The 12,201-nt window shown below is 55.2% G+C and carries 12 protein-coding genes; 7 read left to right on the forward strand and 5 right to left on the reverse strand.

The window, feature by feature from the left end:
• Positions 1-322: 322 nt before the first annotated feature.
• Positions 323-1,525 carry a tyrosine--tRNA ligase gene (gene tyrS, locus DOQ08_RS09770; RefSeq protein WP_114334756.1) on the reverse strand — a complete coding sequence of 401 codons (1,203 nt, stop codon included), beginning with the start codon at positions 1,523-1,525 and terminating at the stop codon, positions 323-325.
• Between the two features lie 311 nt (positions 1,526-1,836).
• Between tyrS and DOQ08_RS09775 the strand changes: the two genes are divergently transcribed.
• Together DOQ08_RS09775 and DOQ08_RS09780 are read left to right on the forward strand one after the other, a co-directional pair.
• Positions 1,837-3,249, forward strand: coding sequence for an OapA family protein (locus tag DOQ08_RS09775; RefSeq protein ID WP_114335466.1), 1,413 nt, complete (start codon positions 1,837-1,839; stop codon positions 3,247-3,249).
• Positions 3,250-3,251: 2 nt separating this feature from the next.
• Positions 3,252-4,352: an anhydro-N-acetylmuramic acid kinase gene (locus tag DOQ08_RS09780; protein ID WP_114334757.1), complete on the forward strand. Its 1,101-nt coding sequence runs from the start codon at positions 3,252-3,254 to the stop codon at positions 4,350-4,352.
• A gap of 3 nt (positions 4,353-4,355) precedes the next feature.
• Here DOQ08_RS09780 and erpA read toward each other — a convergent pair whose 3' ends face one another.
• From erpA to argC, 4 genes are all read right to left on the reverse strand, one after another.
• Positions 4,356-4,688: an iron-sulfur cluster insertion protein ErpA gene (erpA, locus tag DOQ08_RS09785; protein ID WP_227537679.1), complete on the reverse strand. Its 333-nt coding sequence runs from the start codon at positions 4,686-4,688 to the stop codon at positions 4,356-4,358.
• An 83-nt stretch (positions 4,689-4,771) separates the two neighbouring features.
• On the reverse strand, positions 4,772-5,215 hold the full coding sequence (locus DOQ08_RS09790; RefSeq protein WP_114334759.1) for a bactofilin family protein: 444 nt from the start codon (positions 5,213-5,215) through the stop codon (positions 4,772-4,774).
• Between the two features lies 1 nt (position 5,216).
• Positions 5,217-5,957 (reverse strand): DUF6776 family protein, encoded by a 741-nt coding sequence (locus DOQ08_RS09795; RefSeq protein ID WP_114334760.1) that lies wholly within the window; start codon positions 5,955-5,957, stop codon positions 5,217-5,219.
• 9 nt (positions 5,958-5,966) lie between these two features.
• On the reverse strand, positions 5,967-7,004 hold the full coding sequence (argC, locus tag DOQ08_RS09800) for an N-acetyl-gamma-glutamyl-phosphate reductase (protein WP_114334761.1): 1,038 nt from the start codon (positions 7,002-7,004) through the stop codon (positions 5,967-5,969).
• A 144-nt stretch (positions 7,005-7,148) separates the two neighbouring features.
• Between argC and DOQ08_RS09805 the strand changes: the two genes are divergently transcribed.
• The 5 genes from DOQ08_RS09805 to hemL are packed head-to-tail and all read left to right on the forward strand — an operon-like array spanning position 7,149 to position 12,108.
• Positions 7,149-8,924 carry a chloride channel protein gene (locus DOQ08_RS09805; protein ID WP_114334762.1) on the forward strand — a complete coding sequence of 592 codons (1,776 nt, stop codon included), beginning with the start codon at positions 7,149-7,151 and terminating at the stop codon, positions 8,922-8,924.
• Between the two features lie 3 nt (positions 8,925-8,927).
• Positions 8,928-9,350, forward strand: a complete 423-nt coding sequence (hemJ, locus tag DOQ08_RS09810) for a protoporphyrinogen oxidase HemJ (RefSeq protein WP_114334763.1) — start codon at positions 8,928-8,930, stop codon at positions 9,348-9,350.
• A 41-nt stretch (positions 9,351-9,391) separates the two neighbouring features.
• Positions 9,392-10,159, forward strand: coding sequence for a bifunctional hydroxymethylpyrimidine kinase/phosphomethylpyrimidine kinase (gene thiD / locus DOQ08_RS16000; protein ID WP_133297165.1), 768 nt, complete (start codon positions 9,392-9,394; stop codon positions 10,157-10,159).
• On the forward strand, positions 10,147-10,815 hold the full coding sequence (gene thiE, locus DOQ08_RS09820) for a thiamine phosphate synthase (protein WP_206074852.1): 669 nt from the start codon (positions 10,147-10,149) through the stop codon (positions 10,813-10,815). The genes thiD and thiE overlap by 13 nt, the downstream gene beginning before the upstream one ends.
• 12 nt (positions 10,816-10,827) lie before the next feature.
• Entirely contained in the window at positions 10,828-12,108 is a 1,281-nt protein-coding gene (hemL, locus tag DOQ08_RS09825; protein WP_114334765.1) for a glutamate-1-semialdehyde 2,1-aminomutase, read from the forward strand.
• The last annotated feature ends 93 nt before the right edge of the window (positions 12,109-12,201 follow it).

A 12,201-nucleotide genomic window follows, 5' to 3' on the forward strand; every position in this document is an offset into this window, starting at 1 on the left:
GTCAACTTTTTAAAGAGCGTTTGAGCTGCTGCTCAATCAAGGCCGCGAATTATACATCGTCCCGCCACCTTGTCAACCGTTAATTTTAACTGCTGCTTTCGTCTCCGAAAACGGCCGAAAAACTCACCGGCGTTACTGCTAAATCGTGGTGCGCATTCTACACTGAACCGCCACCTTGTCAACTGCTTTTTGAAGAATCTTTAAAACGTNAGGCCGTGTTCAGCGGCTAGCCCCTCAAGCGAGATGCGCATTCTACAGACCTCGCTGGAGGTGTCAACGACCAATTTGAAAAAAGTTCAAATTGGTCGTTTTAAGGCGCAAATCACGCGACAACTACTACCCGCGCTATCTTCTTCTTGCCAGCCTGGATGATGCAGTCGTCACCTTTCACAAACATGCGGTCACCTTCAAATTGCTGCCCATCCAGATATACAGCACCACGCCCCAATACATCTCGAGCCGCTGCACCATTCTTTACCAGGCCCGCCAATCGAAGCACCGACGCCATGGGCATTTCCGCCTGCCCCTCCAATGACACCTCTACAGTCGGCACGTTTTCAGGTATCTCGCCAAGCGCAACACGATTGCCCGCCGATTTATGAGCAGACCTGGCCGCCTCTTCATCGTGGAAACGTGTAATCAGCTCTTCAGCCAATATCTTCTTATAGTCCTGCGGATTCGCCCCAGCTTGTACAGCAGCGCGATATTCCTCAACTTCAGACAGCGGGCGGAAGCTCAGCAATTCAAAATATCGCCACAGCAACTCATCAGGCACCGACAATAGCTTCGTGTACATTTCGCCCGGTGCGTCATTAACACCAACATAGTTACCCAAAGACTTGGACATCTTCTGCACACCGTCCAACCCTTCAAGGATCGGAACCGTCAAAACTGCCTGCGGCTTCTGACCATAATGCTTCTGAAGCACACGCCCCATAAGCAAATTAAACTTCTGATCTGTTCCACCCAACTCAACGTCGGCTTCCAACGCTACCGAATCGTACCCCTGTATTAAGGGATAGAGGAATTCGTGGATCGCTATAGACTGCTCTGCACGGAAACGCTTCGTGAAATCATCGCGCTCTAGCATGCGGGCAACAGTGTACTGCCCTGCAAGCTTGATCATTTCAGAGGCACTCAGCTTGCCCATCCACTCAGAGTTGAACACCACGCGCGTTTTAGCCGGGTCCAGAATCTTGAACACCTGCTCTTTATAGGTAATGGCATTCTGCATGACCTGCTCCTCACTGAGAGGGGGGCGAGTCGCACTCTTTCCGCTTGGGTCGCCAATCATTCCGGTAAAGTCGCCTATCAGGAAAATGACCTCATGCCCCAGATCCTGAAACTGCCGCAACTTATTAATAAGAACCGTATGCCCCAGGTGGAGATCCGGAGCTGTAGGATCAAAGCCCGCCTTTACCCTTAAAGGACGTCCTTCTTTTAACTTTGCGATCAGATCTTCTTCTGGAATCAGCTCATCAATTCCGCGCTTTATGATGGCTAATGCTTCATCTAGTGATGCCATGAACCCTATATCCCCAGTTTTGGCTGCAAAACAGTAGTAGCTGCCAGTTACACAGTTCTACAAAAGAAAGGTGCGAATTACGGGCGCCACTTGGTAAAGTGTGCGTGATTAGTTTTTGACCAACCCCTGCATATCAGGGCCGACATTATATCAGCGGCGACGCGTTTTGTACGAACGCCCACCGTGGTAACGGTAATGTTCGACACTGTCCTGATTCTTTTATATGCGGTAATCTGGTGGTCTATACTTGATCAGGCGCTTTAATTAGCCGACACAACTACCCGGAATTTCGATCATAATGGGTGAGCACCGTGCTTAAAACTTTCCCCAAATCACATTTAACGCTCGCCGCAGCAGCAACTGTTGTCGTTACGGCGGCCGTGCTTATGAGTCCCAGCGCAGACGTTGAAGCTAAGCGTATGTCCTACCCGGTTGACCTTAACCAAGGCACCGTATCCGGGTCCGGCGCACCGGTTGTTTCTGCTCCAACAACCCAAAATACTGCGGAAAATGTCGCTGTAGCAGCAGAGCCAACCAGCTCAGTCGAACAAGCGCTTGCGGCTACCAAAACACCACCTGTACCTGTCGCCATCGCTGCCCCTGAGGCGCCAAAACTTCAGTGGAAAGAGTTCCGCATTAAGTCCGGCGATACACTGTCTTCACTCTTCCAAAAAGCCGGCTTCAATGATGGCGTTATGCTGTCGGTTATTCACGGCGAGGGCGAGGCCGACAAACTCCAGCGTCTTTATGCTGGCGAAGACATCCGCTTCGGACTCGACGGTGAAGGTAACTTGGCCGCCATAGAACTACAGCGTAGCCGGCTCGAGTCCCTAAAAATCGAGAAGACCGAAGACGGTTATGCGGGAGAAACCGAAGTTCGGGAACCCGAAATCCGTCCGGCCTTCGCGGCCGGCGTGATTGATGGATCTCTGTACCTCGCCGCACGTGAAGCGGGCATGGACGACCGGCTTACCATGGAACTCGCAGGCATCTTCGGCTGGGACATCGACTTCGTTTACGACGTTCGCAAAGGCGACCGCTTCGAGGTGGTTTACGAACAACTGTACATTGACGGCGAAGAATTCAGCACCGGCCGCATTCTGTCCGCCAAGTTCACCAACCGTGGCGAAGAGAACATTGCGCTGCTATACACCGACTCCAACGGCGAGAGCGACTACTACACACCCGAAGGGCAGAGCATGCGCAAGGCGTTCTTGCGCGTTCCCATTAACGCTCGGCTTTCGTCACCGTTTAATCTGCAGCGCCGACACCCGGTACTGGATATCGTGCGACCGCACGAAGGCACCGACTATGCAGCGCCTCCGGGCACACCAATCAAAGCCGCCGGCAATGGCCGGGTTAAGTTTGCCGGCTGGAAAGGTGGCTACGGCCGCACGGTGGTTCTACAGCATGGCGACAACATAACAACGCTGTACGCACACATGAGCCGCCTCGGCAAAGGCATCAAAACCGGCACTCGCGTCAAGCAAGGACAGACCATTGGTCACGTAGGCTCATCGGGCATGGTAACCGGGCCCCACTTGCATTATGAGTTCCGTGTTAACGGTGTTGCGAAGAATTCACGCACCATCAAACTGCCGGATGCTCAACCTATTCCGAAATCTGAACTGGCCCGATTCAAGCAGGTAACCAGTCAAAGCCTGGCGCAACTTAACGTTTTCCTCGAGAGCCAAAACCAGCTGGCTCTTGCCACGGATAACTGACAATGAGCTACTGGCTTGGCCTTATGTCAGGCACCAGCATGGATGCAGTCGATGCCGTGCTGGTGTCTTTCGGATCCCAAGGCCTGTCCATTCACGCCACGCACTCCCTTAGTTATCCGGATAGCCTTCGACAGCGCCTGATCGCAGCAACGCGAGATCACGGCACACCCGACGAACTGGGCGAGCTAGACACCCTGGTTGGGCAGTATTTCGCACGCACTGCGTCGGAGCTGATCGAACAAGCAGGCATAGCCGCCAGCGAAATTTCAGGGATTGGCAGCCACGGCCAAACTATCCGGCATCAACCCTCCGGTTCTGCTCCTTTTTCTATGCAAATAGGCTGTCCGGCATTAATTGCTGAGGCAACCGGAGTGACCACGGTATCCGATTTCCGCAGCAGAGACATCGCAGCCGGCGGGCAAGGCGCTCCTTTAGTACCGGCATTTCATAAATGGCTATTCGAATCCGAAGAACAGGATCGCTGCATCCTGAATCTGGGCGGTATCGCCAACATCACTTGGCTGCCTGCAGGCAACCGAAAGCCTATCGTGGGGTTTGATACCGGCCCTGCAAACGCGCTGCTCGATGCCTGGTGCCTGCATCAAACCGGACGCCATTACGATGAGGGTGGCCACTTGGCCAGCGAAGGTGCCACGCACCAAGAACTTCTGGCCAGCATGCTGTCGGATGCGTATTTCAGCAAGCCACCGCCAAAAAGTACCGGCAAAGAACGTTTTAACCTCGAGTGGATTCGCACCCACCTCCAACGCTTCCCCGATTTAGCTCCGGAAGACGTTCAACGTACTCTCCTGCAGCTGACCGTCACCACCATTCTGCAACAGCTTCCGCAGGAAACGGCAAACATGGCGGTTTACGCCTGTGGCGGTGGAACGTTCAACACGCTGCTTATGAACGAATTGCGGATGGGGCTCGGCTCGGTTGCTCTAGCGACAACCGCAGAACTCGGGCTGGATTCACAATGGGTAGAACCAGTAGCGTTTGCCTGGCTCGCTAGGCAGACCTTGAAAGGCCTGCCTGGCAATGTACCGGACGTAACCGGCGCTTCAGGGGAACGAGTACTCGGGGCAATCTACCCCGCTTGATCGTCAGATAGAGAAGGAGCTACCACAGCCACAGGTTGAGCTGGCGTTGGGGTTCTGAACCACAAACTGGGAGCCCTGAAGCCCCTCTTGATAGACCACGGTTGCGCCGACCAAGTACTGATAACTCATCGAATCTACCAGCAGCTTGATGCCATCACGCTCGATGACGGTGTCGTCTTCTTCCTGATTTTCGTCAAAAGAAAAACCGTACTGGAAGCCGGAACAGCCGCCACCGGTGACGAAAACCCGCAGTTTCAGCTCCGGGTTTTCCTCTTCTTCGATCAACTCGCGCACCTTGGCAACGGCACTGTCACTGAAAAACAGCGGTGTGGCCATTTGTTGCTGAACTACACTCAAGGGTTGCCTCCGGCACTAGTGGATATTTGCACGATTATGGTATTCCTGACTAAAACAGTCAACTATTCGAACTTTCCCTCACTCTCAAGCTCAGGCTCGGCCGTTTCTGCCCGTTCGTGAGAAAGGAGTCCGCTCGTCTCGGTCTGGCGAATCAGGTTGCCGTTCACCGCGGCGCCCATCGCCATTTCGATCAACTGGTAATAGACACTTCCATTGACACTGGATTTTTCAGCCAGTTCCAAATGGCTGGACGAATGAACATCCCCGTGAACCGTGCCATTGATGATGATATGCGGCGCAATCACGTCTCCGGTAATCTGCCCCACCTCGGACAAACGGATAACTGCGTCGCTACCTTCCTCAGCGATCACGCGCCCCTTGATTTTACCATCCACGTGCAACCCGCCTGAAAAGCGAACATCACCTTCAATGGTCGTGCGTGCCGAAATCAAGGTATCAAAACGGTTAGTCGAACGATGCCGCACCGGCTTTTTCTTATTAAACATTTCAGTTTCCTGTTAATTGTTCCCAGTCGAATGTACTTTCTGCCTGTGCCGCTTTACGGCCTCCTGCCTGGGCAACAACCTGTATTTCCAATGGTTCAAACTTTTCCGGCAAGCTCAAGCTACCTTCAATATCCTGAAAATAGCGGAACTTGAACTTAACCCCGAGATCGTCAATCTCCTCTGACAAATCCCGCAGAGCAATAACCTGCTTCTCGCCGTCTATATGACCAATGACGTTCACCGCCACAAGCCCCGACAGATAGCGATTATTGTTGCCAACCTGAGTCAGCACAATTTTAAAACTGTAGCTACCGTCATCCCGGCCGGGCACAAGCGTGAAGCTATCCACCTGCAAACCTTTGCTGACTTCCGTCGGTGCCATAATGTTGCGGTAAAAGGTCAGATCCGCCTCAAGTTCGGAAATCCGCGTTTCCAACTCGACAATCGCATTCCTTGCATCCCGCAAAGCCTGCTCGTCAATGGCACGCCCTCGCTCCAGATTGATCATGTTCTGGCGCGCGGAACGGTACTGCTCGCGCAGGCCATCAACCTCGTTGACCAGCATATCCTTGGTTTCTTCCGCCGATGTAAAACGAAATCCACCCTGCGCCATCCCGGCCATGTAGCCGGAAATGGCCGCTACAATCGTAAATCCGAGCAGGATCAACGTCCGGCGCAGGCGATACCCCCGCCGGTGCCGGATAACAACGTATTCTTCGGAGGGTTTAGGTGTTTCGCTCACTCATCAACCTCAGGGCAACATCGCTGGCGCATTCAGCCCCAGCCGCTCGTCCAGCCCAAACATGATATTCATATTTTGAACCGCCTGCCCCGCTGCGCCCTTCACCAAGTTATCAATCACCGAGGTGACGATCACCACGTTGCTCTGCTCCTGACGGTGCAGCGCCATACGGCAGTGGTTCGCTCCACGAACACTCCGGGTTTCCGGGTGGCTGCCAAACGGCATAACGTCCACGAAGGGTTCATCCCGATAACGCTCTTCAAACAGAGCCTGCAAGCGTTCGAAATCTGCGGTGTCGTTCAGCTCTGCGTAGAGCGTTGCTTCGATACCCCGGATCATCGGCAACAAATGGGGAACAAAGGTAACACCCACCCCAGTGCCTGCGGCTTGGCCCAACCCCTGACGAATCTCGGGCAAGTGGCGGTGGCCAGAGGCACCGTAGGTTTTAAAGCTCTCGCCAATTTCACCGTGCAGCATGCCGGTACTGGCTTGGCGTCCGGCACCGCTGGCACCGGACTTGGCGTCTGCAATCAGCCGCGAAGGGTCCACTAACCCATTTTCAAGCAGTGGCAAGAAACCCAGTTGCACGGCGGTTGGGTAGCAACCGGGGTTCGCAACCAGTTGCGCCTTGCGAATTTCATCACGAGCCACCTCCGGCAACCCATAGACGGCTTTTGCAGCCCACTCGGGACTTTCGTGAGGCATTCCGTACCACTTCGCCCATACATCGAGGTCTTTGAGACGGAAGTCTGCGGAGAGGTCCACTACCCGAGTGCCCGCCTTCATAAGCTCCGGCACCATGCGCGCCGCCACACCGTGAGGCGTTGCAAAAAACACCAGATCACACTCCGCCAGTTGTTCAGGGTCCGGCTCGGAGAACGCTAGATCAAAGTGGCCTCGCAAATTGGGGTACATATCCGCCACCGGCATACCTGCCTCGGAGCGTGAAGTGATGCACTTCACTTCAACTTCAGGATGGACGGCAAGGATCCTTAACAGCTCCACACCCGTGTACCCGGTACCACCAACGATGCCTATTTTAATCACTCTCTTCTCCAACGTAATCTGGTCAGAATTTAGCGTTAGTCTAACATGATAAACCAAGGACTTATTGCAGCCAGCACACCCAAAGCTACAATGGTGCCTCAATCCTTCTGAACGACTTGTTCAATCAATCGGAATTCAGCCCGCATGCGTAACATCAGGCAACAGGTTACGGAAAACCTGATACACGTTTTCCGAGGAAGACTTGCCGGCGTAGATGCCCTTCCCCAGCTGGCCGTCCTTGGTTTGCTTTCCGGCATTGTCACCGGTGCCGTAATCCTGCTGTTCCGTTTTGCTATTGAATGGCCGCTGGACTATTTCTTCCCGGGCAGCGGTTCAGAAAATTTCGAAGATCTCGACATTCTCACCCGCGGCATTTTACCGCTTGCCGGCGCGGTTGCGTTGGGGCTTTTTTTCCACAAACTGAGCATCCATGACCGCAAGGTAGGGATTGCCCACGTTATGGAACGCCTGAATTACCATCAGGGCTACATCTCACTCAAGAGCGCTATCGTTCAATTCATCGCCGGCGTTACCACCGTGGTCAGCGGCCAATCCGCCGGCCGAGAGGGGCCCGCAGTTCATCTCGGCGCGGCTTTCTCTAGCATTCTGGGGCAACGGATGCATCTGCCCAACAACAGCATTCGGACACTCGTTGCCTGCGGCTGCGCGGCGGCCATCTCGGCCTCGTTCAACACCCCGATTTCCGGTGTCATTTTCGCCATGGAAGTGGTGATGATGGAATACACCATCGCCGGCTTTACCCCAATCATATTGTCTGCCGTGAGCGCCGCCATCGTCACCCAAGTGGTATACGGTACCGAACCGGCATTTAGTGTGCCGGCGCTCACCATGAACTCCATGCTGGAAATCCCCTGGATACTGGCCATTGCCGTGCTTATCGGTATCGCTGCGGCCGGTTTCATTCACTTGGTCGACAGTCTCGGGCGCTATCATCACCGCCCCGTATTACTGCGCATTTTTGTGGCCGGCCTGCTCATGGTGCCCTTCGCGATCTTTGTGCCTGAAACCATGGGCATCGGCTACGATACCGTTGGTAATACCATCAACGGCGAGCTTGGCTTCTGGCTTTTGTTGGGGGCCGGCTGCGCAAAACTGCTGATTACCGGAACCTCCATCGGCCTAGGTATGCCAAGCGGGGTGATTGGCCCCACTTTGTTTATTGGCGCAACCCTCGGCGGAGCCATGGGCCTGATCGGCGCAGCCTTTGCACCGGACGTAGCATCGTCTGTCGGTTTTTACGCCATGCTCGGCATGGGTGCGATGATGGGCGCGGTCTTGCACGCTCCTTTGGCAGCGCTAATGGCACTTTTGGAACTCACCCATAACCCCAACATCATTTTGCCCGGCATGCTGATCATTACCACCGCGAGCCTGGTGACGAGTGAAGCGTTCGGCAAGAAATCGTTGTTCATCACCGTACTGAAAAGCCAAGGGCTGAGCTATCAGAATTCCCCGGTTACCCAAGCTCTGAGGCGAGTTTCCGTTGGCGCGATTATGGACAGAAACATCCTGCGCATCGAGCGCCAGCTCACCCTCGAGGAAGCCCGCAAAGCACTTTCGTCCGAACCCAAATGGCTCTTGGTGGACGGCAACAACGGCCCCACCTCATTGCTACCTGCGGTTGATCTGGCCCGGTATCTTGAAGAGCTTAACGAGGTAAACTCCGACGATGCGTCTGAACAGCCCGACAGCCTGGATTTAATGCAAATTCCGGCCAATCGTCGAGACGTTGCGCCCGTACAATACCAAGCCACTTTGGAGCAGGCTCTCAACGAATTTGACCAAACCAAAGCAGAGGCACTCTACGTGCAGCGCCATGTCGCCCCGATGATCCAGAGGATCTATGGTGTCGTGCTGCAATCCGATATCGAAAGTTACTATCAATACCGCCGGAGCTAACACATGCTATGGGTTAAAGCGTTTCACATTATTTCAATGGTGTGCTGGTTTGCCGGCATTTTCTACTTGCCGCGACTGTTCGTTTACCATGCGGCCTGTGAAGACAAACCGGGACAGGAGCGCTTCAAGATCATGGAGCGCAAACTGTACCGAGGCATTACCACACCCTCGATGATCGCAACCGTGATTTTTGGCGTGTGGTTACTCAGCTACAATGTTCCCGGCTACTTTAGCCAAGGCTGGCTGCACGCAAAATTGACTCTGGTTGTCCTGCTTATTGTGTATCACTTCTATTGCGGACACCTGGTAAAAGTGTTCCGGGACGACAACAACACCCGAAGCCACGTGTTTTACCGCTGGTTCAACGAACTGCCCGTATTCATACTGCTCGCGGTTGTCATTCTTGCCGTTGTTAAGCCTTTTTAAGGAGGTTCATCATCAATAGCTACACCCGTCCCCATGTTCTGGTGCTGTCCGGGCTGGACCCTTCCGGCGGAGCCGGCATTCAGGCCGACATTCAGGCTATCACCTCGCTCGGCGGGCACCCGTTGCCCGTGCTCACGTGCCTGACCGTGCAAGACACCAACAATGTGTATGGCGCTGAAGCCATTAATCCTGAGACCATCCGCCAACAACTGGAATGCCTCGCGAAAGACATTCCTTTGCACGCCGTGAAAACCGGCGCCATGGGCAACGCGGCGGTGGTCAACGTGCTGATGGAGTTTCTCGAAAGCCGCCCAGACCTGCCGCTGATTGTTGACCCAGTCATCAAAGCCGCCGGCGGCGGTGACCTGGCCGATAACGAACTGGTTGACGCCATGAGAAGCTCCCTGTTCGCTCGGGCAGAAATGATCACTCCGAACGGCGTTGAACTCCTTCAGCTCGGTGACTGTGACAGTGACAGCGAAAGCCAAGCCGCCGACAAACTGCTCTCGGCTGGCTGCAAATCGGTACTGGCCACCGGCGGGCACGGAACCGGGCCACACATCATCAACACCTTGTACAGCACTGAGCACGAACCTATGCACTGGGAGCTTGAACGGATTGGCGCCAACGAATACCACGGTACCGGATGCACGCTGGCCGCGGCCATTTCAGCCGGCATTGCCAGCGGTCTGTCCGCCCGAGCCGCCATATCCCAAGCCCAGAATTACGTGAGCCGCACGCTACTGAGCGCCTTAACTATTGGCCAAGGGCAACGAGTACCAAACCGGGGTATTCCGTGGGAACGTTAAAGCTGCCTATCCAACGCGGCCTGTATGCCATCACCGACAACCGACTTACTCCGCCTGACCGGCTGCTGGAGTCCGTAGAAGCCGCGCTAGCAGGCGGCGCGGTGTTAGTCCAATATCGAGATAAGCTTTCATCGACTGCGGAACGGCTGCGCCAAGCAACAGACCTCACCCGTTTATGCCGTAGCGCGGGCGTGCCCTTGCTCATTAACGACGACCCAGAACTGGCGCACCGAGTGGGTGCCGATGGCGTACATTTGGGCCAGGACGACTGGGATTTGGCCGATGCCAGAAAGCTGCTGGGGCAAGACGCCATCATTGGCATTACCTGTCACCACCGCATAGACCTGGCCGAAACAGCCAAGGCCGGAGGGGCGGACTATTTGGCCTTTGGCCGTTTTTATCAGTCTGGCACCAAACCCGGAGCCCCCCGAGCGGATGCACAGGTGTTAACAGAAGCCTCCCGACTGGCGCGCCCGGTGGCCGCCATTGGCGGCATTACCACCGATAACGCAGAACCGCTGGTTCGCGCCGGCGCCGATCTTATTGCCGTAGTGGGCGGATTGTTCGGGGGCAGTCCCGAAGACATAGAAGCCAAAGCCAAACAGTTCAGCCAACTGATCGCTTTGCACCACCCGCTATCGACACATTCCAACTGACAGGAGTTAACCATGAGTCACTCTGAAGAACTGTTCGAACAGGCACAAAAATACATCCCCGGCGGTGTAAACTCCCCGGTTCGAGCATTTCGCGGCGTGGGCGGCACCCCGGTGTTTTTCAAACACGCCGAAGGCGCCTATCTGTATGACGAAGACAACAAGCGCTACATCGATTTCATCGGCTCTTGGGGCCCGATGATTCTTGGCCATTCCGACCCACGCATCAAAGCAGCCCTGCACGCTCAGGTAGATCTGGGCGTTGGTTACGGGGCCCCCACCGCCATCGAAACGGACATGGCGAAGAAAGTTTGCGAGCTGGTGCCATCCATCGAAATGGTGCGCATGGTTAACTCCGGTACCGAAGCCACTATGAGCGCGATTCGTCTGGCACGCGGTTACACCGGCCGGGACAAAATCGTGAAGTTCGAAGGCTGTTACCACGGCCACGTGGACTCCCTGCTGGTGAAAGCGGGTTCCGGCGCACTGACCTTGGGCGAGCCTAACTCTCCGGGCATTCCCGCCAGCTTGGCAGAGCATACCATCACCCTGGATTTCAACGACATCGACGGTGTGCGCGAAACCTTCAAGAAGATTGGCGACCAGATTGCCGCCATCATCGTGGAGCCAGTGGCCGGCAACATGAACTGCATTCCGCCGGTTCCGGGGTTCCTGGAAGGCCTGCGCGAAGTGTGCGACGAACACGGTACTGTGCTGATTTTTGACGAAGTGATGACTGGTTTCCGGGTTTCACTGGGTGGCGCTCAGGGCTTCTACGGCATAACGCCTGACCTGACCGCGCTGGGCAAAGTCATCGGTGGCGGTTTGCCAGTGGGTGCATTTGGCGGCAAGCGTGAAATCATGGAACACATTTCACCGCTTGGCCCGGTTTACCAGGCAGGCACCTTGAGCGGCAACCCGCTGGCGATGGCCGCCGGCCTGACCAGCTTGAATGCCATTTCAGAGCCCGGTTTCCACGATCGTCTGACAGAAAAAACAAACAAGGTACGGGACGGTTTCAAGGCCGCGGCTGACGAAGCCGGCATTCCTCTGGCGGTGCAATCTGCCGGCGCCATGTTCGGTTTCTTCTTTACCGACGCACCGTCCGTGGCCCGTTTTGATCAGGTGATGGAGTGCGATGTAGAGCGCTTCAAGAAGTTTTTCCAAGGCATGCTGGCCGAAGGCGTATACCTGGCGCCATCGGCATTCGAAGCAAGCTTTGTGTGCGATGCGCTCTCAGACGATGACATTGAGTTCACGTTGGCTGCTGCCCGCAAGGTAATGGCGACGCTTTAAGCCGGACCGCTCGGTGACTCAGGTTCGACTGAGTCACCGCATGCTACCTCCTCCCCCCTTTATCCTTTAATGCACGCCTGCCAGCCCGATTCT

This window comes from Marinobacter litoralis, assembly GCF_003336705.1.
GTDB lineage: Bacteria > Pseudomonadota > Gammaproteobacteria > Pseudomonadales > Oleiphilaceae > Marinobacter > Marinobacter litoralis.